Annotated in this window: 24 protein-coding genes; 12 read left to right on the top strand and 12 right to left on the bottom strand. The window is 70.1% G+C overall.

The window, feature by feature from the left end:
- Positions 1 to 34: 34 nt before the first annotated feature.
- Positions 35 to 874 (bottom strand): ABC transporter permease, encoded by an 840-nt coding sequence (locus tag ACI2L3_RS08590; RefSeq protein WP_404751565.1) that lies wholly within the window; start codon positions 872 to 874, stop codon positions 35 to 37.
- On the bottom strand, positions 871 to 1,860 hold the full coding sequence (locus ACI2L3_RS08585) for an ATP-binding cassette domain-containing protein (RefSeq protein ID WP_404751564.1): 990 nt from the start codon (positions 1,858 to 1,860) through the stop codon (positions 871 to 873). The genes ACI2L3_RS08590 and ACI2L3_RS08585 overlap by 4 nt, the downstream gene beginning before the upstream one ends.
- Before the next feature lie 130 nt (positions 1,861 to 1,990).
- Here ACI2L3_RS08585 and ACI2L3_RS08580 point away from each other — a divergent pair, with 130 nt between their 5' ends.
- On the top strand, positions 1,991 to 2,755 hold the full coding sequence (locus ACI2L3_RS08580) for a TetR/AcrR family transcriptional regulator (RefSeq protein WP_404751563.1): 765 nt from the start codon (positions 1,991 to 1,993) through the stop codon (positions 2,753 to 2,755).
- Positions 2,756 to 3,044: 289 nt separating this feature from the next.
- Here ACI2L3_RS08580 and ACI2L3_RS08575 read toward each other — a convergent pair whose 3' ends face one another.
- Complete coding sequence (locus ACI2L3_RS08575) at positions 3,045 to 4,049, bottom strand: WD40 repeat domain-containing protein (protein ID WP_404751562.1); 1,005 nt, start codon at positions 4,047 to 4,049, stop codon at positions 3,045 to 3,047.
- 94 nt (positions 4,050 to 4,143) lie between these two features.
- On the opposite strand from ACI2L3_RS08575, the gene ACI2L3_RS08570 reads away from it, so the two are divergent.
- From ACI2L3_RS08570 to ACI2L3_RS08560, 3 genes are read left to right on the top strand one after another with little or no spacing between them, the layout of a single operon-like run.
- Positions 4,144 to 4,878, top strand: a complete 735-nt coding sequence (locus ACI2L3_RS08570; protein WP_404751561.1) for a GDSL-type esterase/lipase family protein — start codon at positions 4,144 to 4,146, stop codon at positions 4,876 to 4,878.
- On the top strand, positions 4,875 to 5,378 hold the full coding sequence (locus ACI2L3_RS08565; protein WP_404751560.1) for a hypothetical protein: 504 nt from the start codon (positions 4,875 to 4,877) through the stop codon (positions 5,376 to 5,378). The genes ACI2L3_RS08570 and ACI2L3_RS08565 overlap by 4 nt, the downstream gene beginning before the upstream one ends.
- Positions 5,375 to 5,731 carry a hypothetical protein gene (locus ACI2L3_RS08560; RefSeq protein ID WP_404751559.1) on the top strand — a complete coding sequence of 119 codons (357 nt, stop codon included), beginning with the start codon at positions 5,375 to 5,377 and terminating at the stop codon, positions 5,729 to 5,731. The genes ACI2L3_RS08565 and ACI2L3_RS08560 overlap by 4 nt, the downstream gene beginning before the upstream one ends.
- Positions 5,732 to 5,785: 54 nt before the next feature.
- On the opposite strand, the gene ACI2L3_RS08555 is transcribed toward ACI2L3_RS08560, so the two are convergent.
- The gene (locus ACI2L3_RS08555) at positions 5,786 to 7,024 is read right to left on the bottom strand and encodes a hypothetical protein (protein ID WP_404751558.1); all 1,239 of its coding nucleotides are present in this window, start codon (positions 7,022 to 7,024) and stop codon (positions 5,786 to 5,788) included.
- Between the two features lie 84 nt (positions 7,025 to 7,108).
- Between ACI2L3_RS08555 and ACI2L3_RS08550 the strand changes: the two genes are divergently transcribed.
- Positions 7,109 to 7,399, top strand: a complete 291-nt coding sequence (locus ACI2L3_RS08550) for a DUF397 domain-containing protein (RefSeq protein ID WP_404751557.1) — start codon at positions 7,109 to 7,111, stop codon at positions 7,397 to 7,399.
- A 4-nt stretch (positions 7,400 to 7,403) separates the two neighbouring features.
- Here the strand turns inward: ACI2L3_RS08550 and ACI2L3_RS08545 are convergent, their stop codons facing one another.
- Together ACI2L3_RS08545 and ACI2L3_RS08540 are read right to left on the bottom strand one after the other, a co-directional pair.
- The gene (locus tag ACI2L3_RS08545) at positions 7,404 to 8,315 is read right to left on the bottom strand and encodes a hypothetical protein (RefSeq protein ID WP_404751556.1); all 912 of its coding nucleotides are present in this window, start codon (positions 8,313 to 8,315) and stop codon (positions 7,404 to 7,406) included.
- 106 nt (positions 8,316 to 8,421) lie between these two features.
- Positions 8,422 to 8,832, bottom strand: a complete 411-nt coding sequence (locus ACI2L3_RS08540) for a hypothetical protein (protein WP_404751555.1) — start codon at positions 8,830 to 8,832, stop codon at positions 8,422 to 8,424.
- An 83-nt stretch (positions 8,833 to 8,915) separates the two neighbouring features.
- Here ACI2L3_RS08540 and ACI2L3_RS08535 point away from each other — a divergent pair, with 83 nt between their 5' ends.
- Both ACI2L3_RS08535 and ACI2L3_RS08530 read left to right on the top strand, forming a co-directional pair.
- On the top strand, positions 8,916 to 9,722 hold the full coding sequence (locus ACI2L3_RS08535; protein WP_404751554.1) for a helix-turn-helix domain-containing protein: 807 nt from the start codon (positions 8,916 to 8,918) through the stop codon (positions 9,720 to 9,722).
- A complete protein-coding gene (locus ACI2L3_RS08530) occupies positions 9,719 to 9,982 on the top strand; it encodes a DUF397 domain-containing protein (protein ID WP_404751553.1) in 264 nt (87 codons plus the stop codon). Before ACI2L3_RS08535 ends, ACI2L3_RS08530 begins: the two co-directional genes overlap by 4 nt.
- Here ACI2L3_RS08530 and ACI2L3_RS08525 read toward each other — a convergent pair.
- On the bottom strand, positions 9,966 to 10,859 hold the full coding sequence (locus ACI2L3_RS08525) for an MBL fold metallo-hydrolase (RefSeq protein WP_404751552.1): 894 nt from the start codon (positions 10,857 to 10,859) through the stop codon (positions 9,966 to 9,968). The two genes, ACI2L3_RS08530 and ACI2L3_RS08525, sit on opposite strands and share 17 nt — an antisense overlap.
- A gap of 91 nt (positions 10,860 to 10,950) precedes the next feature.
- On the opposite strand from ACI2L3_RS08525, the gene ACI2L3_RS08520 reads away from it, so the two are divergent.
- Positions 10,951 to 11,979, top strand: a complete 1,029-nt coding sequence (locus ACI2L3_RS08520) for a cupin domain-containing protein (RefSeq protein WP_404751551.1) — start codon at positions 10,951 to 10,953, stop codon at positions 11,977 to 11,979.
- Here the strand turns inward: ACI2L3_RS08520 and ACI2L3_RS08515 are convergent.
- Positions 11,918 to 12,424 (bottom strand): carboxymuconolactone decarboxylase family protein, encoded by a 507-nt coding sequence (locus ACI2L3_RS08515; RefSeq protein ID WP_404751550.1) that lies wholly within the window; start codon positions 12,422 to 12,424, stop codon positions 11,918 to 11,920. The genes ACI2L3_RS08520 and ACI2L3_RS08515 overlap by 62 nt on opposite strands.
- A 42-nt stretch (positions 12,425 to 12,466) precedes the next feature.
- Here ACI2L3_RS08515 and ACI2L3_RS08510 point away from each other — a divergent pair, with 42 nt between their 5' ends.
- The 3 genes from ACI2L3_RS08510 to ACI2L3_RS08500 all read left to right on the top strand — a co-directional run bounded on the left by ACI2L3_RS08510 (position 12,467) and on the right by ACI2L3_RS08500 (position 14,685).
- Positions 12,467 to 12,982, top strand: coding sequence for a MarR family winged helix-turn-helix transcriptional regulator (locus ACI2L3_RS08510; protein ID WP_404751549.1), 516 nt, complete (start codon positions 12,467 to 12,469; stop codon positions 12,980 to 12,982).
- Positions 12,983 to 13,046: 64 nt separating this feature from the next.
- Positions 13,047 to 13,643: a Uma2 family endonuclease gene (locus ACI2L3_RS08505; protein ID WP_404751548.1), complete on the top strand. Its 597-nt coding sequence runs from the start codon at positions 13,047 to 13,049 to the stop codon at positions 13,641 to 13,643.
- Positions 13,644 to 13,692: 49 nt separating this feature from the next.
- Entirely contained in the window at positions 13,693 to 14,685 is a 993-nt protein-coding gene (locus tag ACI2L3_RS08500) for an aldo/keto reductase (RefSeq protein ID WP_404751547.1), read from the top strand.
- A gap of 137 nt (positions 14,686 to 14,822) precedes the next feature.
- Here ACI2L3_RS08500 and thpR read toward each other — a convergent pair whose 3' ends face one another.
- Positions 14,823 to 15,416, bottom strand: a complete 594-nt coding sequence (thpR, locus tag ACI2L3_RS08495) for an RNA 2',3'-cyclic phosphodiesterase (protein WP_404751546.1) — start codon at positions 15,414 to 15,416, stop codon at positions 14,823 to 14,825.
- Positions 15,417 to 15,440: 24 nt separating this feature from the next.
- On the opposite strand from thpR, the gene ACI2L3_RS08490 reads away from it, so the two are divergent.
- Entirely contained in the window at positions 15,441 to 15,971 is a 531-nt protein-coding gene (locus tag ACI2L3_RS08490; RefSeq protein ID WP_404751545.1) for a GNAT family N-acetyltransferase, read from the top strand.
- A 518-nt stretch (positions 15,972 to 16,489) separates the two neighbouring features.
- On the opposite strand, the gene ACI2L3_RS08485 is transcribed toward ACI2L3_RS08490, so the two are convergent.
- From ACI2L3_RS08485 to ACI2L3_RS08475, 3 genes are all read right to left on the bottom strand, one after another.
- A complete protein-coding gene (locus ACI2L3_RS08485; protein WP_404751544.1) occupies positions 16,490 to 17,836 on the bottom strand; it encodes an MFS transporter in 1,347 nt (448 codons plus the stop codon).
- Positions 17,837 to 17,915: 79 nt separating this feature from the next.
- Positions 17,916 to 18,353 (bottom strand): MarR family transcriptional regulator, encoded by a 438-nt coding sequence (locus tag ACI2L3_RS08480; protein ID WP_362998070.1) that lies wholly within the window; start codon positions 18,351 to 18,353, stop codon positions 17,916 to 17,918.
- A gap of 131 nt (positions 18,354 to 18,484) precedes the next feature.
- Positions 18,485 to 19,933, bottom strand: a complete 1,449-nt coding sequence (locus ACI2L3_RS08475; protein ID WP_404751543.1) for an NCS2 family permease — start codon at positions 19,931 to 19,933, stop codon at positions 18,485 to 18,487.
- Between the last annotated feature and the right edge of the window lie 3 nt (positions 19,934 to 19,936).

Below are 19,936 nucleotides of genomic sequence, written 5' to 3'. Positions count from 1 at the left end.
CGCATATGTCACAGTCCCGCGCCCCTTACGGGGCTCAGCGGCTCAACTGCTTGAACTTCCGTACCGCCAGCGGCAGGAACACCAGCGAGATCACGATCGGCCACACCACCGCCATCAGAACCGCGTTCTGCTCCACCCAACTGGAGCCTCCCGCACCGGGGTTGCCGAAGAGTTCACGGGTGGCCGTACCCGTCGACGAGACGGGGTTCCACGCGGCGACGGGCGCCAGCCAGTCCGGCATCAGGGACGGGGCCACGAAGACGCTGGAGATCATCGTGAGCGGGAACGCCACCGCGTAGAGGCCGCCCGCCGCCTCCGGGGTCGGCACGACGAGGCCGAGGAAGACGCCCACCCAGATCAGGCTGAACCGCAGGAACAGCAGCAGCCCGAAGGCGAGCAGCGTGTCGGCCAGGCCCGCGCTGGAGCGCCAGCCGATGGCGAGGGCGGTCAGCGCGAGGATGGTCAGCTCGGCGCAGGCGACGATGAGGTCGGCGAGGCCGCGCCCCGACGCCACCGCCGAGGGCGCCATCGGCATCGAGCGGAAGCGGTCGATGACGCCCTTTGCGGAGTCCGTGACGACGCCCATCGCGGTGTTCATGAACCCGAAGGCCATGGTCATCACGAACATGCCGGGCATCAGGAACTGCTTGTAGTCGCCGTCCTCGCCGCCGCCGGGCACTTTCATCGCCTCGCCGAAGACGAAGCCGTAGAGCAGCACGCTGATGATGGGGAAGCCCAGCTGCCAGGCGATGGTGACGGGCTGGCGCAGGAAGTGGGTGAGGTAGCGGCGGGTGACGTTCCAGCAGTCGGCGAGGGCCCAGAAGAGGCGCCCGTGCGCGGCCTGCGCGGTGCTGGTGGTGAGGGTGGCGCTCATGCGGCGGTCTCCGTTCCGTGGGGTGCGCCGGTCAGGCGCAGGAAGACGTCGTCGAGGCTGGGCCTGCGCAGGCCGATGTCCTCGACCGCGATGCCCTCGTCCCGCAGGGTCCGCGCCACCTCGGTCAGGGCGCCGACCCGGTCGGTCACGGCGGCCTGCACGCGGCGTTCCACGTCGACGGTGAGCGGTTCGCCGTCGCAGACGCGGGCGACGGCCTTCACGGCGGCGGGCAGGTCGGCGGTGTCGTGGACCACGACTTCGAGGTGGCTGCCGCCGACCGTGTTCTTCAGGCCGTCGGGGGTGTCGTCGGCGATGGCGCGGCCCCGGTCGATGACGGTGATGCGGGAGGCGAGCCGGTCGGCCTCTTCGAGGTACTGGGTGGTGAGCAGCACGGTCGTCCCGCGTGCGACCAGGTCCCGCACCGTGTCCCAGACTTCGAGGCGGCTGCGCGGGTCGAGTCCGGTGGTCGGCTCGTCGAGGAAGAGGACGGCGGGCGCGAGGATCATCGAGGCGGCGAGGTCGAGGCGGCGTCGCATGCCGCCGCTGTACTGACCGGCGCCCTTCTCCGCCGCGTCCTCCAGGTGGAACTGTTCAAGGAGTTCCTGGGCCCGCAGCGCCGCGCGCCTGCCGCCGAGGTGGAAGAGGCGGCCGAACATCTCCAGGTTCTGCCGTCCGGTGAGGATCTCGTCGACCGCCGCGTACTGCCCGGTGAGGCCGATGCGGCCGCGCACCAGGGCGGGCTCGCGCACCACGTCGGCGCCGGCGACCTCGGCGCGGCCGCCGTCGAGCCGGACGAGGGTGGAGAGGATCCGGACGGCGGTGGTCTTGCCCGCGCCGTTGGGTCCGAGGAGTCCGTGCACCGTGCCCTGCCGGACGTGCAGGTTGAAGCCGTCGAGGGCGTGCTTCTCGCCGTACCGCTTCTGCAGCCCTTCGGCCCGCACCGCGAAGCCGCTCCCGCTCCCGTTCCCATTCCCATTCCCATTCATCGACCGCCCCTTCACGCGCACACCGGACGACGCCCTTCTGGGTACGCCGTACTCAATAGAGAGTACACCGTACTCAGTTTCAGTGGGTACACCGTACTCAATTTCTGGGCCTGCGATTAGGGTGAGAACCATGACGAGCACCAAGGGCGGCGACGACCAGCGCACCGGCAGCGACATCACCCGCAGCCTGGAGCTGCTCTGGGGCGAGGGCGCCCGTCCGTCCCGGGGCCCCAAGCCGGGGCTCACGCTGGACCGGATCGTCACCGAGGCGGTGCGCCTCGCGGACGCGGAGGGCCTCTCGGCGGTCTCGATGCGCCGCCTCTCCACGGAGCTCGGCACCGGCACGATGTCCCTTTACCGGTACGTGCGGGGCAAGGGCGACCTCGTCGACCTGATGCTGGACCGCGTGTACGCGCCGCCGGAGGACGACGCCCCCTGGACCGGCACCTGGCGCGAGGGCGTGGAGACGTACGCGCGCGAGACCCTCGTCCTCTACCACCGCCACCCCTGGCTGCTCCAGGTCAACCAGGCCCGCCCGGTGCTCGGCCCCGGCGCCGTCGGCGGCCTGGACCGCACCCTGTCCCGGATCAAGCCGATGGGCCTGACCGATCCCGAACTGATCGGCGTGATCGTGATGACGGAGGGGTACGTCACCGGGGTCGCCCGTACCCAGGTGCACGAGGTGGAGGCGACGAAGAGGACGGGCCTGTCGGACGAGGCGTTCTGGGAGGCGCAGGCCCCGGTCCTCGAACGAGTCATGAAGAGCGGCCGCTACCCGACCCTCGCGAACCTCTCCGAGGACTCGTTCGGCCCGGACTTCGACCACTTCGAGTTCGGTCTGCAACGCCTGCTCGACGGCCTGGACGTCCTGGTGGCCCGCCGGGCCGAGGGGTGAGCCTAGGGGTGAGCGGACACAGGCCCTAGGGCCTGTCCGGCGGATCAGGTCGCGGTGGGGTGGCGGCCACCCGTCGGTGCAGGTGAGCGGGGTCTGGTGCGTCGAGATGCAAGGCGGAGGAGGGCGGCAACGCGATGGGGGTGCCCCTGCTCGAGCGGAGCCGAGAGCTCGGGGGAGTTGACAACCGACGACAACGCCGCAGGGTTGGGGGCTCCCCTGCTCGAGCGAAGCCGAGAGCTTGGGGAAGTGCCAGGGCCCGCGCCCCGCGGCATGATCCGCCGGACAGGCCCTAGTGCCTGCCCCCGCGCCGGCCCAGCCGCTTCAGCCCGAAGAAGGCCAGCAGGATGGCGCCGAGGACGACGGCACCGGTCTTGACGTTCCCGTCGATCCCGGAGTCCCCGCCCCCGTCCTGACCGGAACCCGCCCCGCCCGACGACGAGTCGGATCCGCCGCCTCCCGCCCCGCCCGGCGCCTCGACGGGCTCGACGTCGCTCTGCCCGCCCTCGGTGCCGTACATCAAGGTCGTGCCGTCCGTCGTGTACGTGACGGACTCGCCCTGCCGCTGCAGCGGCACGCTCAGCCGCCCCTTGCGCTGCGGCTTCTTCCCCTCGCCCTGCCACGCGTACCAGATGCCGCCGAAGTACCCGCGCACGGCGAGCTGTTCACCATCGGGCGAGAAGGCCCCGTCGGTCACCCAGAGATCAATCTCCCCGATACGCCGGAAGACATTGGTCCCCGAGGCGGACATCTGCTCAGGGCCCTCGTACAGCCCGCCGCCGTCCTCGTTCTTGCTGACGATGTAGATCCGCCCGGTCTTGGGATGCACCATCAGCGCCTCCGCGTCCCGCGCGCCGTCGGCGTACTTCACGACGTACTGCGTGGCGCGGACGGTCTGGTCCTTCAGCTGCTTCGGCTCGGGCAGCTTGTAGACCCATACGTTCGACCAGGTGCCGTTGAGGTTGTCGCCGATGTCACCGACGTAGATGTTCCCGTCGCCGCCGACCGAGATCGCCTCGACGTCACGCGGGGCGCCCACACCGGTCATGGTCACGGTGGCGACGGTCTCCCCCGTCTTCGAGTCGACCGCGTACAGGAAGGCGCCCTTGTCCTGGTCGTTGTGCGTCCAGTAGACGCCCGGGTGGGCGCGGGAGGCGGCGAGGCCGCTGGACTCGACGATCCGCGGGTCCTTGATGGTGAACCCGTCATGGTCATCGGCGGCGGCGGGCACGCTCACGGCGAAGACCAGCACGGCACCGGCAAGGACGGATGACGGAACAGCCCGAAGCGAACGCATGGGCCCAAGAGTGCCATCCGCTCCATTCACGCTCCGCGGCGGAGTGCGCAGCCTCACATCGCAGGCGGCCGCCCCCGTCCGGGATGATGTCCGGATGCTCAGGTTCATGTTCGTCGGCGACTCGATGACCATCGGAAGCGCCGGGGAACACACCTGGCGCTACCGGATGTGGCAGCACCTGCGCGACACCCTCGGCCCCGAGGGCGTCGCCGTGACCGGCCCCCGCACGACGCTCCACGACAAGGCGACGGGCGAACCCCTCTCCCACGACTACGCCCCCGACGTGCCCCCGGAGTTCCCCCGCCACCACCTCGCCGGCTGGGGCGAGGGCTGGCTCCACATGGCCCCCCAAATAGCCGCCGCCCTGCACCGCGACCCCGCCGACGTCCTCCTCATCTCCCTGGGCCTGATCGACCTGGGCTTCTACACGAACGCGGACCAAACGACGGCGAACGTCAGCGCCTTCATCACGGCGGCCCGCTCGACGAACCCCGGAATCCGGATGGTCCTGCTCCCCGTGATCCCGAACATCCGCGCGACATCGGATGCCCCGTTCGCGTCAGAGGTCTCCCACTTCAACGAACTCCTGGCGAAGACGGTGGCGGACCTGGACACGCCGGCTTCCCCCTTGCTCCTGGCCTCCCCTCCACTGTCGTACGACATCGAGGTGGACACGTACGACGGCACGCACCCGAACGCGTCCGGCGAACACAAGCTGGCGTCGGCGTTCGCGACCGCCCTGTCGCAGGGGTGGGGCATCGGCGGGCCCTACGCCACTCTTGCGGGCGATGACACCCCGCCGACTTTCGAAGTACTTTCAAAGTCATGAGCTCCAAGAGCACAGCCGCAAGCGCCGCATCCGCGGCCGCCGTGAACTTCTCCGAGTTGGTGAACAAGAACAAGCAGACGATCGCCCGTCTCGACGAGTCCCCCCGGCTTCTCCTGCGCCGCAGGGACGGCGAGGACCTCGTCCTCACCACGGCCGCACGGGCAGAACAGGACCAGACGGTGGTCTCGGCGGCGACGCGCATGCTGGCCGCGATGGCCCGCCGCGAACCCGGCAGCATGGAACTGCTCCTCGACATACTGCCGGAGGCCTTTCCCTGGGTCCGCTTCCTCCCCGAGGCAGACGTCCATGCCTTCGCCGTCGAACTGGTCGACACGATGCGCGCCGCCGACTCGATCTCCAACAGTGCGGCCGTGGCCCAACTCCTCATCGCGTGGCAGCACACGGCGGAGGCTCACTCCGACCCGGACCTGCTGGCAGCGCTGACCCGGGACCATGACACGGATTACGGCCAGGCGCAGGACCCCAGGACCACCGAATGACGGCGGGCCGCGGCGACCGCGCCGCGCCACCGTCCCCGGAAGGCCAGTGGGACGTCCGCTTCGCCGACGCGGCTGCGGCAAAGGGCTGGGAGAGCCTGTGCCGACAAGCCCGCGAGAACACGTACCGGGCCTGGCTCACGATGCGTACGGACCCGAGACCGGCCACCGAGACACAGCGTCAGCACCGCCTGAAGGGCACGCTGGCCCATGGGCCTTACCGGGGCCATACCTGTGAGCAGTGGCAGATCGAGGTGACGGGCGGCGGACGCCTCTGGTACCTCATCGACACGGCGCGCGACACGTGCTGGATCACCTACGCAGGCACAGCGCATCCCCGGGCCACGGATCGGTGAACGGCGTCGTGGGCAACCTCACGGCCCGAGGGCCGGGCAGGGGCCGGGCAGAGCTCAGTGCTTGAGTCCACCGATGACCGTCGCGATCTGCGTCCAGAATTCGGAGCTGCCGCCGATGTAGCTGAGGAACGGGATGAACAGTGCTGTGTTGTTGAGGGTGAACCAGCGCCGTAGGGCGGGGTCGATGGGCCACGTCGGAGCCTCGGTCAGAGCGCGGTGCCGGTCGAGGAGCACCTGGATTCGGCTGTTGAAGTCCTCATGTCCACTGGTGGCTTCGACCAGAGCCGCCTGGGTGGAACGGATGCGAGGGACGAGCCGGCTCGCCTGCGCCGCCCAACGCTCCGATTGCCGCTGCATCCGCTGGTGAACGGCGCCCATGGGCAGCAGGAACGCGAGCACCTCGAAGCCGATGGCAAGCGCGAGGAGCCACAGATAGATGGTGCGCCAGCCCTCGTAGTCGCCCGGCACCAGCGGTATGAAGATGTACCACGCGCCGAGGTAGACCGCGGGCAGGGCCACGATGAGCGACAACCGGAAGTGGAACCTTCCGATCGCGCGCAATCCGGCCGCTCCGTCCGGATGATCGGGCATCAAGTCGAGGATGCGTGAACGCCGGGGCAGCAATCGCCACACGTTCCCATAGGCCACCATGCGGCCGAGTCTCTGCCCCGCGACGGCCCCGCCCAGCGACTGGAACACCGGTGCCACCGCGTTGTGCGTCAGCGCATGCGCCAAGCCTCCCGGGGTGACGGAGACGAACACAAACCAGCTCAGTCCCAGCGCCCCGCCGACCACCGAGCCCGCGATCTTCTGGTTGCGACGACTGTGACGACGCACCGCTCGCCGGAGTATGCGCAACTCCCGGTTGTTCATGCGCAGCGTTCCGTCGTCCGCGAGGCTCCGCAGCGTGTCGTTGAGCGCTCCTTCCAGCGGTTCGCTCAGCTCCACCCCGATCAGGAATGTGAGGATTCCGCTGAGGTACAACCAGTCCCAGCCGTATCGGCTGAAGCCGGAAGCCATGGAAACACCCAGCACGGTAGCGACTGCCAAGGACACCAGCAGCAAGCGCCGCCGCGTCGCGGACATGGGCGCGGAGGCAAGCGAGTCGGCCGCGAGCGTGCCGATGGCCAGGACGGCCCAGGCATCCGCGAGCACCCGCCCGGGAGGCTCACCGCCGAGCACGTACTCAACGCCTCCGACGACGCCACCGACGAGCGCCGGAATGATCCACCGAAGCCGGCGCGAGACGGCGCCGGTGATTGCCGTGTGGCCTGAGACGATCCCGAGCAGCACTGGCCTGCCTCTCTGGAGTCCGGCTGAAGTCTGGTCCCGGCTCCGGCACCAGACGCATTCGGCGCGTAGAAGCCCTCCCCACTCATGGTTCCGACGGCGCCCGGCCGCTACGGTCCGGTGGAGACAGCGACACAAGGACGCAGCAACACAGGGACGCGCAGAAGGGTGACCATGATGGCTGCTGACGAAGCTACGCCGCAGGGATTCCGACGCTCCTCCTTCTGTAATCCGGAGGGCGGCTGTGTGGAAGTCGACCGACGCACGCGAGGAGCAGCGGTCCGCGGTTCCCAGGACCACGACGGTCCCGTACTCCTGTTCACCGAGGACGAATGGCGCGCCTTCGTCCAAGGCGTCAAGGCAGGCGAGTTCGACTGAGCCGTCAGGCCCTCGCCCTGTCGCACGCCAGTCGGTGACGCCAGGGAAGTGGTTGTGTACGGCCGCCGTCCCCCGCGCCCGATGCCTCTTGGACCCGGCACCGGCCGCATCGCGTCTCCGCCCCCACCGGCCGGAACACGTGCTCAGCCCCCGGCCCCGCGCACGTCACGAGGCCGGGCCTCGCAGCGTCCCCCGGAGAGGGCATCGGCTCCGCGCGGTCCGGGAGCTTCTGCACCAGGCGGTGTCGTACGAATCCCACCGCCGACCGGACCCCACCCGCAGGCAGGCCCGCCGTCAGCGCCTTGCGGAGGTCGGCGGCCGAGACGCCCCGTCGGAGCCACTCCGCCGCCGAACCCGCGAGGACTCTCGCCTCTCGTACGCCGAGCAGCAGGTCCCGGTGATCGTGGCGTAGGGAGAGCAACACCCGTTCGGCCGCAGCGAGTTGCGTGTCGGCTGGCGGCTCCGGGTCTTCGGGTGGGGGGTGGGGAAGGTTCTTCTCCCGTTGTTCTTCTGGGTAAGAGTCACCGGGTTCCCGCGTCCCCGGCCCGCCGACCGTCGGCGCCTGCACAGTCGGGGACGGCCCGTCGCCGACCCGGGCCCGGCCCGCCTCCTCACCCGTCAGGGTGACGTTCGCCAGGAGCTGTTCCGTGACCCAGCGGCCCCGGTCTCCCTGCCACCGCCACGCGTGCAAGTAGCCGGAGTCGGTGAGGAGTTGCTTGGCCCGCTGGTAGGCGCGGCCCTTGATGCCCAGTCGCGCCGCGTGTTCGCCGAGCGAGCGGGCGGAGACGTCCGCCTCGGAGAGCCCCTGCACGTACAGGAGCAGGATCTTCGCGTCGCTGTTCAGGCACTGATGCCGTACGACGTCGTGCGAAGCCTTCGTGTAGCGCCGGGTGGGCGCGATAGCATGCCGAAGCATCCCGGTGGACCTCTGATCCATTCGGTGGTGAAGGTCCTCGGGCGGTGTTGCTAGCACCTCCGGGGACCGCTCCACGCCCGGGCGGGCACAGAGCGTGATGACGCGGTCACCGTACCGCACGTTTAGTCGTCTCGTGCAACAAATCACCCTCCACGAACGGGACTTCACTCGTGGGGCGTGACCTCCAGTCCAGCGGCCACGTGTAGCCATCCAGTGCGGGCACGCCCACGTAGGCGAGGTTGCCCGCGCGCCGGCTCAGCGCACGCGCACCGACGGGCCAGGTGTAGGAGTCCGCCGCCTGCGGGGGCAGCAGGAAGTAGAGGTAGCGCCCGCCCGTCGCCTCGCGGACGATCGGGCCCGCGCGGAAGTCCGTGAACTGCATCAGGTCGTACGCGACCTGCTCGCCCAGTGCGCCTTCGATCCGTACCGCGTCGAAGTGAATGCCCGCGTGCCGCAGGGCGTGGCCCGTCGCCGGGATCCAGTCGTGGACCCTGAGTGATGAGGTTTCCGAGTTCATGCGGCAGATGTTGTCGGGCGCTCACATACTGTGACCAGGGCTGAGCTTGGCCCGTGCGGCATTGTGCACTTGGGGAGGACATTGTGCGCTCTGGTGAACGAGGTTCAGAGTCGTTCGGTGCGTTGTTGCGGTTCTACCGCGAGCGGGCCGGCTTCACCCAGGAGGCGCTGAGTACGCGGGTGCAGTACTCCAAGTCGCAGGTGGCGATGGTGGAGCGGGGGGAGCGACCCCCCAAGGGCAAGTTGGTCGAGATTGCCGATGAGGTGCTGGGTACACAGGGTGCACTGCTGTTGCTCGCGGAGAAGGAGTTCGGCAAGAGCGGACTGCAGTTGTGGACCGAGGACTTTCTGGAGCACGAGAAGATGGCGCTGTCCATCCACTCCTACCAGGACCACGTGATGCCGGGGTTGCTGCAGACCGAGAGCTATGCGCGCGCTGTGTTCAACTGCGTATACCCGCCGCTGGATGACGCCGAGATCGACGAACGAGTGGCGAACCGGCTGGCTCGGCAGAAGCTCTTCGCTCGCAAACCCGTTGCTGTCCTCAACTTCATCGTGGAGCAGAGCGCCCTGACCCGCCCGTTGGGAGGCAATTCCGTGCTCAAGGAGCAACTGCGGAGCATGGTTGAGTTCGGGAACCTACGGAATGTCACGATCCAAGTCATGCCGCACGACAGGCAGACCCCCGTCGGCCCGATGAGGCCGATGATCCTGCTCGAGACAGCTGAGCGACGACAGCTCGCCTACATCGAAGGGCACATCGGCGGCTACTTCGTCAGCCAGCAGCCCGACTTGGGCAACTTGCAAGGCAAGTACGGGATGCTACGCACCCAGGCACTCACTCCCGAGGATTCCGCGCAGCTCATCGAGAAAGTGGCATGCGAACTATGAGTAACGGAACTACTTGGTTCAAGAGCAGCTACAGCCTCGGCGAGGGCGAATGCCTGGAGGCAGCCCTCACCTGGACCAAGGCCACCCACAGTGGCGACCAGGGCGGCGAATGCCTCGAACTCGCCGCCACCCCCTCCACCATCCACATCCGCGACTCAAAGCTGAACCCCGCCGGCCCCACCCTCCAGATATCCCCCGCCACCTGGACCGCCTTCCTGGCGGGCCGGGGCCACGACGGCACCGTCACACCCACCCGCTGACCGCGAACTTCGACCCCGCGCGCCGTACCTCGACCGCACCGGACCCGCCGAAGTGCGCGGGAAGCACCAACTCCCCCTCGTCCGCCGCGCGGCCGAGCACCCGGACGCGGGACTCCGCCGCCGCCCCGGGGTCCTCGCAGAAGCCGCTGCTGCAGCACGGTTCGAGGATCTGCACGGGCACGTGGAGGAGATCGCCGACGAAGACGGCGCGATCCGTACCGGAGTGGAGGCGCAGGACGGACGAGCCGGGGGTGTGGCCGGGGGCGGACTCCAGGGTGAGGTGGGAGTCGATGCGGTGCGTTCCCTCCCAGAGCACGGCCTGACCGGACCGTACGACGGGTGCGACGCTGTCGGCGAAGCCCGCCCGGTGGTCCGCGCGGACGGCGTCACCGCGCTCGGGGCCGAAGTAGGCGTGGTCGGCGGCGGGGATCAGGTACGTGGCGTTGGGGAAGGTCGGGACCCACTCCCCGCCCACGTCGCGCGTGTTCCAGCCGATGTGGTCCCCGTGCAAGTGCGTGTTGACGACGATGTCGACGTCCTCGGGGCGTACCCCGGCCGCGGCGAGCCGGTCGAGGTAGTCCGTGTCGAGATGCTCGAAGGCGGGCACACCGGGCCGCTCCCGGCCGTTGCCGATGCCCGTGTCGACGAGGACGGTGCCGCCCTCGCTCCTGAGCACCCAGGTCTGGATGACCGCGACGGCGTCGCCGGTGTCCGGGTCCCAGTGGTCGGGCGCCAGCCAGTCCGCGTTGTCCCGCCACACCTCCTCGGGCGCCTCGGGCACGATCGCCCGGGGCGGGAGCGCGAACCTCTCCACTTCGACGACGCGGCTCACCTCTACGTCGCCCAACATGACCTTGCTGCCCACTACTTCGCTCATAAGTTCACCGTAGGGAGCGTGCGGTGAGCGCCTCAATGCCCGATCACCTCAACCCGATACGCGTACGTCTCACCCGAACTACACTCCCGCCATGGACGTCGTCAGCGATGTGATCTCGGCGGTGCGGATCGGGCAGCCGTCCTCCGACCGTGTCCGGGTGTCCGGCCCCTGGTCCACCCGGCTTCCGTCCTACGACGGCGTGGGCTTCCACATGGTCCTGGAAGGGAGTTGCCGGCTGCTGCCGGACGGCGGCGGTGCCCCGGTCGTCCTCACGGCGGGCGACACGGTGCTGCTGCCGCGCGGCACGGGACACGTACTCGCCGACTCCCTCACGGACGTCCTCGGGGGCGGTTCCATCGCCGAGCGGGCGGTCCCCTTCGAGCACTGGCTGGGCACGTACGGGCTGCCGGTGGCGGACGGGGCCGACGGCGACGAACCTGCCGGCCCCGCCGTCGAGATGCTCTGCGGCAAGTACCGTCTCGACCGCGGCCACACCCACCCGCTGCTCGACGAGATCCCCGACATCGTCCACCTGCCCCGGCGGGCCGGCCGGTACCCGGAGTTGCAGGCCGCGATCGACCTGCTCGGCAGGGAGGCGGGCGCGGCCCGCTGCGGCGGGGACGTCGCCGTGTCCAGCCTTCTCGACCTGCTCCTGGTGTACATGGTGCGCGCCTGGCTGGCGGAGCCCGCCGCCGACGACCACCGCGCGGCCCGCTGGCCCGCCGCGCTCAGCGACCCGGTGGTGGCGGAGGCGCTGCGCGCTCTGCACGAGGCTCCCGAAGCAGCGTGGAGCAACGCCGAGTTGGCGTCCCGCGCCGGTGTCTCCCGCGCCACACTCGCCCGCCGCTTCACGTCCCTCGTGGGCCGCGCCCCCATGGCGTACCTCACCTGGTGGCGCATGACCCGCGCGGCCACACTCCTGCGCGACACCTCCGCCCCCTTGGACGCGGTGGCCCGCCAGGTCGGCTACAGCTCCCCCTACGCCCTCTCCCACGCCTTCACCCGTACGTTCGGCACGACGCCGGGCCGGTACCGGGGAGAGCGCCGGCTCGACGCGCTCAGGTCGCCCGCGTCAGCCGGTTCGCCAGCGTCGACATCGTGTACGTGCCGATGCCCATGACGACTTCGAGGGCGTTCCGCTCGGTGTAGCCGTGCGCGAGGAACGCCTTCAGCTGGTCGTCGTCGACGCCGCCCGCCGTCGCGAGGACGGTGAGCGTGAACCGGCGTACCGCTTCGAGGGCTTCGTCCTCCAACTCCCGGCCCTCACGCAGGGCCGTGATCAGTCCGGCCGACGCGCCCAGCTTGCGCAGCTTGCCCGTGTGCATCGTCACGCAGATGTGGCAGTCGTTGCGCGTCGCGACCGTCATGATGACGACCTCGCGGGCGACCGGGTCGAGGGTCGTCCGGTCGAAGGCCGCGGTCATCTCCAGGAAGCCGTTGAGGAGTTCGGGAGACTCGGCGAGACGGGCTACCGCGTTCGGTACCTGGCCGAAGGCGGCGGCGGTGCGTTCCATGGCCGCGCGTGAGGCGGGCGGCGCGGTTTCCAGTGTGTGCTCGGTGAACATCCGTACCCCCTGCGGGCCTGCTACGGCCCTACGATGGACAACATGGTTGACGATAAGAAGGTAAACCAGGTTGACGATGAGGGCAAGGGATATGGGGGAGGCAAGGGATACGAGCTGCCCCTGCTCCTCTTCGCCGGGTTCCGCACCCTCATCGACCGCCTGCACGCCGAGCTCGCCCGCCAGGGCCACCCCGACCTCCGCCCCGCGCACGGGTTCGCGATGCAGGCCATCGGGGCGGGCGGCGCCACCGCCAGCGAGGTCGGGCGGCGGCTCGGCGTCTCCAAGCAGGCCGCGGGCAAGACGGTCGACCGGCTCATCGCCCTCGGCTACGCGGCCCGCACCGACGACCCCGCCGACGCCCGCCGCAAGCTGGTCCGGCTCACCCCGCGCGGGTTCGACGCGCTGCGGCGGTCGGCGGCGGTCTTCGACGAGTTGCGGGCGGAGTGGGCACAGGCCCTCGGGGCGCGGCGGCTCGGCGAGCTGGAGTCGGGCCTTCGCACGGTCGTTCCCCCGGACGCGTTCCGGCTCGACGCGGCGGGGTGGCTGGGGGGCTCGTGACCGGACGAGGTCTTTGCCGTTGTACTCCTCAGCTGCCAGGGGAGGCGGCAGGGAGGGGCGAGCAGTGCCCATTGTGGGAAACGACAGCGCCGGAGCCGCCGGGGATGGTGGCGAACGGGCTCAGGTCCACCAGTTGCTCCAGTTGCTCCACCGGACCCCGTTCCGTGGTCTCGGTTACGTCGCCCAGGCCATCGATGGCGCGACCATCATGACCGCGCAGCGTCAGGGCCACCGGCGGATCGCACACGACATCGCTGACCAGTTGCGCTGCAAGTACCCTGGCGAGTCCCCCACCTCGGACCGGCGCATCGACTTCCCGGGACACTTGAACGTCTTCGTGCCCCATGTCGTGGCAATCCGGGAAGGCAAGGCTCCCGCCCCCGATGGCCGCTGGCGCTGCACAGACATCGATGTAGTCGTCGAAGTCACCTGCGGCAGCACCTCGCACTACAACTTCGGTCCCAAGTTGACCGCGTACGCCACTGCCCAAGTCCCGCTCTACTTCATCGCGGACCCCACCACGGCGAAGTGCCACCTCTTCTCCCATCCCAAAGACGGGGACTATCTGAGCCGGCTGACGGTGGCCTTCGGCCTGGAGGTCGACCTGACGGCAGCAGCCCCCGATCTCATCCTCAAGACCGACCGCTTCCCCCGCGACTGACCGAGCCCCCCTTGCCTAGAGCCCACTCCACCCCGTTGGCTATGACCTCATGAGGTACACGCAGCTGGGACGCACAGGGCTCAAGGTCAGCCGGCTCACGCTCGGCACCATGAACTTCGGGCCGCTCACCAACGAACCCGACAGCCACACACTCATGGACGCCGCACTCGACGCGGGCGTCAACTACTTCGACACCGCCAACGTCTACGGGCAGAGCGCCGGCAAGGGCCGCACCGAGGAGATCATCGGCACCTGGTTCACCCAGGGCGGCGGACGGCGCGAGAAGGTCGTGCTCGCCACCAAGGTGTACGGGAACATGACCGCGGACGGCGACACCACCTGGCCCAACCACGACCGCCTCTCCGCGCTCAGCATCCGCCGCGCCGTCGACGCGTCGCTCAAGCGGCTGCAGACCGACTACATCGACATCTACCAGTTCCACCACATCGACCGGCAGACGCCGTTCGAGGAGATCTGGCAGGCCATCGACGTACTCGTGCGGCAGGGGAAGATCCTCTACGCCGGGTCCTCCAACTTCCCCGGCTACAAGATCGCCCAGGCCAACGAGACCGCCCGGCGGCTCGGCAGCTACGGCCTCGTCAGCGAGCAGTGCCTCTACAACCTCGCCGCGCGCGACGCCGAGATGGAGGTCATCCCCGCCTCCCAGGACTACGGCCTCGGCGTCATCCCGTGGTCGCCGCTGCACGGCGGGCTGCTCGGCGGCGTGCTGAAGAAGGAGGGCGAGGGCTCGCGCCGCACCGGGGGGCGCGCCGCCGCGGAGCTCGCCAAGCCGGAGGTCCGCGCGCAGGTCCAGGCGTACGAGGACCTGCTCGACAAGCACGGGCTCGAACCCGGCGAGGTCGCGCTGGCCTGGCTGCTGACCCGGCCCGGCGTCACCGCGCCGATCGTCGGCCCCCGCACGGCGGAGCAGCTCGACTCCGCGCTGCGCGCCGTCGAGCTGGAGCTGCCTCCGGAGGTCCTCGACGGGCTCGAGGAGATCTTCCCGGGTCCCGGCCCGTCGCCGGAGTCCTTCGCCTGGTGAAGCGGGGCTGACGGTGGGGCGGTGGTGTCCGCGTCGGCTAACCGCCGAGCGCGGCCGCCACCGCCACCACGACGAACATCAGCACGAGCACACCGGCCATGATCCGGTTTCTGGTCTTCGGGTCCACACCGTCGAGGTTAACCGGCTCCGCCCGGCACCCGGACGCCGCCTCCCAGAACCCAGCTCCCGACCGCCTCGTAGCGCGGCCGCTCCCCCGGCACTCCGCTCCTCGGCAGATTGCTGCGTACGAGGGTCAGCTCGCGGACGGTCCACGCGGTGCCCTCGAAGGAGCCGAGGGCGTCGGCGTACGGCTTGAGGTCCGGCTCGCCGCGGCCGCGCGCCACCGTGAGGTGCGGGCGGTAGTGCCGGTGCTGCTCCTCCATCGTGACGCCCGCCTTGCGGGCCGCCGCGTCCGCCCGCGCGGCCAGCAGCCGCAGCGCGGCCACGTCGCCCGTGGCGCCCGCCCACAGCGCCCGGTCACCGAAGTGTCCGCCGCCGCGCAGGGAGAGGGTGAACGGCGGCGTGCGGTGCGCGGCCCGCTCCAGGCGGGTGGTCAGGTCCCGCACCGTCCCCTCGTCGACCTCCGCCATGAAGGCGAGCGTGAAGTGCCAGCCGTCGCGGGCCGTCCAGCGCAGCTCGTCGGCGCCGGGCAGCTCCCGCAACGCGCTTGTGGCGGTGGCCAGTTCGGCGGTCACGGAGCCCGGCGGGAGGACCGCGGCGAAGAGTCTCATGGGGCTGAACGCTAGCCTCCCTCCATGAGCGACTCGGAGCACATAAAGATCCGGCCTGGCGGTGCCGACGACATCCCCGCCGTCCTCGCACTCTTCGACGGAGCCGTCGAGTGGCTCGTCTCGCGGGGCCGCACGGGGCAGTGGGGCACCACGCCCTGGTCGGAGAATCCGAGGGCCGTCGCGCTGGTCGAGAAGTACCTGACGACGGGCGAACCGTGGATCGCGGAGATCGGCGGCGAGGTGGCGGGCACGGTGACGCTCACCGACGGGCCCGGCGGCGACATCATCCCGGAGGCGGACGAACCCGAGCGGTACGTCCATCTCCTGGTCGCCGACCACCGCCGCTTCGCGGGCCGCGGCGTGGGCCGCGCGCTGCTCGCGCACGCCGCGGAGGAGACCCGCAGGCAGGGCGTGTCCCTGCTCCGGGTCGACTGCTACCGGAGCGAGGACCGCGCCCTCGTCGCGTACTACGAAAGCAACGGCTTCACCGCCACGGCCCCCTTCACGGGGCCCGACGGCAGCTGGCCCGGCCAGGTACTCGCCAAACGCGTCTGACACCGCACGCGCCGCGCGCAGGGCGCGGAATCACCTTCACCCGCAGGTCCGCCGCACGCCAGGCACGTCCAACACCACCCACCGGGCACGCCCGACGCCACTCGCGCCCCGCGCACGGCGCAGAACCGCCTTCGACGGCGGGTTGGCGGCACGCTGCGGCATCAGCCCGTGCCGGCGCCGGCACGGCAGCTGGCCCGGCCAGGTGCTCGACAGACGCGTTGACGCCGCACGCCGGGCGCCGGGCGCGTCCGACGCCGCTCGCCCCCCGCACGGCGCAGAGCCGCCTTCGACGGTGGGTTGGCGGCACGCCCCGGCATCACCCCGGGCCGGCACCGGCAGCTGGCCCGGCCAGGAGCTCGCCAGGCGCGTCCGACGCCGCTCGGGCCCCGCGCGGAATCACCTTCGACCGCAGGTCGACGCACACCGCGGCATCAGCCCGGGACGGCACCGGCACGGGCGCGCCAGGCATGCGCCCGGCGCGGCCGAACCCCTCGGGCACCCCGCAAGCCGCGCCGGCGTCACGCCGCCGTCGCCAGCTCCCGTTCCCTAGGTACGAACTGCACGTGCCGGTGGCCGGGGCGCAGGTCGACCTTCAGGCGGAGGTTGGCGGCGCGGGCCAGCATCAGGCCTACGGCGATCGCGGCGAGCGCGCAGACGAGGCCGCCGACGGCCATGCTGATCCGCACGCCGTACGCGTCGGCGAGCCAGCCGAAGAGGGGGCCGCCGAGCGGTGTGCCGCCGGTGAAGACCATCATGAACAGCGACATGACGCGGCCCCGCATCTCCGGGTCCGTGGCCATCTGGACGGAGGAGTTGGCGGTCACGTTCACCGTCAGGCCGAGGATGCCGATCGGCACGATCAGCGCGACGAACATCCACAGGTCGGGCGCGAACGCCGCAGCGATCTGGAGGACGCCGAAGGCCCCCGCCGCGCCCGCGAGCAGCCGCATCCGCGACGTGCCCCGGCGGGCCGCGAGCAGCGCGCCGGCCAGCGAACCGATCGCCATCAGGGTGTTGAAGAGCCCGTACATCCCCACGCCACCGTGGAAGATGTCGTCCGCGAACGCGCTCAGCCAGATCGGGAAGTTGAAGCCGAACGTGCCGATGAAGCCGACGAGGACGATCGGCCAGATCAGCTCGGGGTTCTTCGAGACGTAGTTCAGGCCCTCCCGAAGCTGCCCCTTCCCGCGCGCCTTGCGCGGCGTGTGCTGCAGCTCGGAGGTGCGCATAAGGAGCAGGCCCGTGAGCGGCGCGAGGAAGGACAGGCCGTTGGCCAGGAACGCCCAGCCCGGTCCGACGGCAGCCGTCAGCGCGCTCGCCACGGCGGGGCCGATGAGGCGGGCGGACTGGAAGTTGGCGGAGTTCAGCGAGACGGCGTTGCGGACCTGGTCGGGGCCGACCATCTCGGACACGAAGGACTGCCGCGTCGGGTTGTCGACGACGGTGACGAGACCGGTGAAGAAGGCCGCGAAGTAGACGTGCCAGACCTGAACGTGCCCGCTGAGCGTCAGCGCGGCGAGGAAGAGCCCGCTGAGACTCATCGCGCCCTGCGTGACGAAGAGCAGGTTCCGCTTGGCGAAGCGGTCGGCGATCACACCGCCGTACAGGCCGAAGAGGAGCATCGGCAGGAACTGCATGGCCGTGGTGATGCCGACGGCCGCGGAGGAGCCCGTAAGGCTCAGCACCAGCCAGTCCTGGGTGATGCGGGCCATCCAGGTGCCGGTGTTGGAGACGACCGCTCCGGTCGCGAAGAGCCGGTAGTTGCGGATCTTCAGCGAGCTGAACATCGAAGCTTTGCGGGGGCGGTCGGGCTTGTCGAGGGTGGTTGGTGCGGGGGCGGAGTGTGCTCCGGGTCCCGAACTCAAACTTGGTTCGCCTCCTTGGCGTACGGGGCAGAGGGCAAGGGCCTCTGCTCGATTCGGACGAATATGTTGCTTATGTCGCTTACAGGTGGGCGAGCTTCTCCAGGACCGGGGCGGCGGCGCGCAGCCGCTCCCACTCGTCCTGGTCGAGATGCTCGACCAGCCCCGCCAGCCAGGCGTTCCGCTTGCGGCGGCTCTCTTCGAGCATCGCCTCGGCGGTCTCCGTCTGGGTCACCACCTTCTGGCGGCGGTCCTCGGGGTGCGGTTCGAGCCGGACCAGGCCCTTGGCCTCCAGCAGGGCCACGATGCGGGTCATCGACGGCGGCTGCACGTGCTCCTTGCGGGCGAGCTCGCCCGGGGTGGCGGAACCGCAGCGGGCGAGGGTGCCGAGCACCGACATCTCGGTCGGGCTCAGCGATTCGTCGACCCGCTGGTGCTTGAGTCGACGGGACAGGCGCATCACAGCGGAGCGCAAGGCGTTCACGGCGACGGCGTCGTCACCATGGGAGAGGTCCGGCATGTTCGTTAGCGTAACTCATTACCCTGGCTAAAGACCACCCGGTTTCCCAGAGGCCCCGCGCCTACACGGAACGAGCGCCCGGACCACAGGGTCCGGACGCTCGTCGGGGTCGGGGCTGGTGCCGTTCGCGCTTACGTCAGATTCAGCGCCGGCATCAGGTAGTAGAAGGCGAACACCGCCGACACCGCGTACATCGCGACCGGCACCTCACGGCCCCGCCCGGAGGCCAGCCGCAGCACGGTGAAGGTGATGAAGCCCATGCCGATGCCGTTCGTGATCGAGTACGTGAACGGCATCATCAGCATCGTCACGAACGCGGGGATGGCGATCGTGTGGTCCGCCCAGTCGATCTGCCGGATGGACCCGGACAGGATCAGGAAGCCGACCGCGAGCAGCGCGGGCGTGGCCGCCTGGGACGGGACCATCGTGGCGAGCGGCGTGAGGAACAGCGCGACGGCGAAGAGGCCGCCGGTGACGACGTTCGCGAAGCCCGTGCGGGCACCCTCGCCGACACCCGCCGTGGACTCCACGAAGCAGGTGGTGGCGGAGGAGGACGAGGCGCCGCCCGCGGCGACCGCGATGCCGTCGACGAAGAGGACCTTGTTGATGCCGGGCATGTTGCCGTTGGCGTCGGTGAGCTTGGCCTCGTCGCCGACGCCCATGATCGTGCCCATCGCGTCGAAGAAGCACGAGAGCAGCACGGTGAAGACGAAGAGGACGCCGGTCAGGATGCCGACCTTCTCGAACCCGCCGAACAGGCTGATCTCGCCGACGAGCCCGAAGTCCGGCGTCGAGACAGGGTTGCCGGGCCACTCCGGGCTGGTCAGGCCCCAGGAGGGGATGTCGGCCACGGAGTTGATGATCATCGCGACGAGCGTCATGACGACGATGCTGATCAGGATCGCGCCGGGCACCTTGCGCACCATCAGCGCCAGTGTGAGCAGCACACCGAGCGCGAAGACGAGGACGGGCCAGCCGTTGAGGTGGCCGTCGCCGCCGAGCTGCAGCGGGACCGTGGTGTGCGCGGCGTCCGGCATGCGCGAGACGAAGCCGGAGTCGACGAGGCCGATCAGCATGATGAAGAGGCCGATGCCGATCGCGATGCCCTTGCGCAGGCCGAGCGGCACGGCGCTCATCACGCGCTCCCGCAGGCCGGTGGCGACAAGCAGCATCACCACGAAGCCCGCGAGGACGACCATGCCCATCGCGTCGGGCCACGACATGCGGGGCGCGAGCTGGAGGGCGACGACGGTGTTCACGCCGAGGCCCGCGGCGAGCGCGATCGGCACGTTGCCGATGACGCCCATGAGGAGCGTGGTGAAGGCGGCGGTGAGCACGGTCGCGGTGACCAGCTGCTTGTTGTCGAGCTGGTGCCCGTACATGTCCTTCGCGCTGCCCAGGATGATCGGGTTCAGCACGATGATGTAGGCCATCGCGAAGAAGGTGGCGAGGCCGCCGCGGACCTCGCGGGCGAGGGTCGACCCCCGCTCGGAGATCTTGAAGTACGCGTCGAGCCCGTTCTTCGGGGGCTGCGGCGGTTCTTTGCTGGCGTCGACCGGGGCAGTGGCCGAGGAAGGCATGCG

This window comes from Streptomyces sp. NPDC029674, assembly GCF_044903205.1.
Lineage (GTDB): Bacteria > Actinomycetota > Actinomycetes > Streptomycetales > Streptomycetaceae > Streptomyces.
Note: the sequence above shows the minus strand (reverse complement) of the source record. Positions and strands in the feature narration are given on the sequence as shown.

What these genes read in the sequence shown, in the direction of transcription:
- ACI2L3_RS08490 (WP_404751545.1), top strand. Translation starts at nt 15,441, where the DNA reads ATGAGCGACTCGGAGCACATAAAGATCCGGCCTGGCGGTGCCGACGAC.
- ACI2L3_RS08575 (WP_404751562.1), bottom strand. Translation starts at nt 4,049, where the DNA reads ATGCGTTCGCTTCGGGCTGTTCCGTCATCCGTCCTTGCCGGTGCCGTG.
- ACI2L3_RS08550 (WP_404751557.1), top strand. Translation starts at nt 7,109, where the DNA reads ATGGTTCCGACGGCGCCCGGCCGCTACGGTCCGGTGGAGACAGCGACA.
- ACI2L3_RS08520 (WP_404751551.1), top strand. Translation starts at nt 10,951, where the DNA reads ATGGACGTCGTCAGCGATGTGATCTCGGCGGTGCGGATCGGGCAGCCG.
- ACI2L3_RS08500 (WP_404751547.1), top strand. Translation starts at nt 13,693, where the DNA reads ATGAGGTACACGCAGCTGGGACGCACAGGGCTCAAGGTCAGCCGGCTC.
- ACI2L3_RS08515 (WP_404751550.1), bottom strand. Translation starts at nt 12,424, where the DNA reads ATGTTCACCGAGCACACACTGGAAACCGCGCCGCCCGCCTCACGCGCG.
- ACI2L3_RS08525 (WP_404751552.1), bottom strand. Translation starts at nt 10,859, where the DNA reads ATGAGCGAAGTAGTGGGCAGCAAGGTCATGTTGGGCGACGTAGAGGTG.
- ACI2L3_RS08530 (WP_404751553.1), top strand. Translation starts at nt 9,719, where the DNA reads ATGAGTAACGGAACTACTTGGTTCAAGAGCAGCTACAGCCTCGGCGAG.
- ACI2L3_RS08565 (WP_404751560.1), top strand. Translation starts at nt 4,875, where the DNA reads ATGAGCTCCAAGAGCACAGCCGCAAGCGCCGCATCCGCGGCCGCCGTG.
- ACI2L3_RS08475 (WP_404751543.1), bottom strand. Translation starts at nt 19,933, where the DNA reads ATGCCTTCCTCGGCCACTGCCCCGGTCGACGCCAGCAAAGAACCGCCG.
- ACI2L3_RS08570 (WP_404751561.1), top strand. Translation starts at nt 4,144, where the DNA reads ATGCTCAGGTTCATGTTCGTCGGCGACTCGATGACCATCGGAAGCGCC.
- ACI2L3_RS08590 (WP_404751565.1), bottom strand. Translation starts at nt 874, where the DNA reads ATGAGCGCCACCCTCACCACCAGCACCGCGCAGGCCGCGCACGGGCGC.
- ACI2L3_RS08540 (WP_404751555.1), bottom strand. Translation starts at nt 8,832, where the DNA reads ATGAACTCGGAAACCTCATCACTCAGGGTCCACGACTGGATCCCGGCG.
- ACI2L3_RS08585 (WP_404751564.1), bottom strand. Translation starts at nt 1,860, where the DNA reads ATGAATGGGAATGGGAATGGGAACGGGAGCGGGAGCGGCTTCGCGGTG.
- ACI2L3_RS08580 (WP_404751563.1), top strand. Translation starts at nt 1,991, where the DNA reads ATGACGAGCACCAAGGGCGGCGACGACCAGCGCACCGGCAGCGACATC.
- ACI2L3_RS08560 (WP_404751559.1), top strand. Translation starts at nt 5,375, where the DNA reads ATGACGGCGGGCCGCGGCGACCGCGCCGCGCCACCGTCCCCGGAAGGC.
- ACI2L3_RS08480 (WP_362998070.1), bottom strand. Translation starts at nt 18,353, where the DNA reads ATGCCGGACCTCTCCCATGGTGACGACGCCGTCGCCGTGAACGCCTTG.
- thpR (WP_404751546.1), bottom strand. Translation starts at nt 15,416, where the DNA reads ATGAGACTCTTCGCCGCGGTCCTCCCGCCGGGCTCCGTGACCGCCGAA.
- ACI2L3_RS08510 (WP_404751549.1), top strand. Translation starts at nt 12,467, where the DNA reads ATGGTTGACGATAAGAAGGTAAACCAGGTTGACGATGAGGGCAAGGGA.
- ACI2L3_RS08545 (WP_404751556.1), bottom strand. Translation starts at nt 8,315, where the DNA reads ATGCTTCGGCATGCTATCGCGCCCACCCGGCGCTACACGAAGGCTTCG.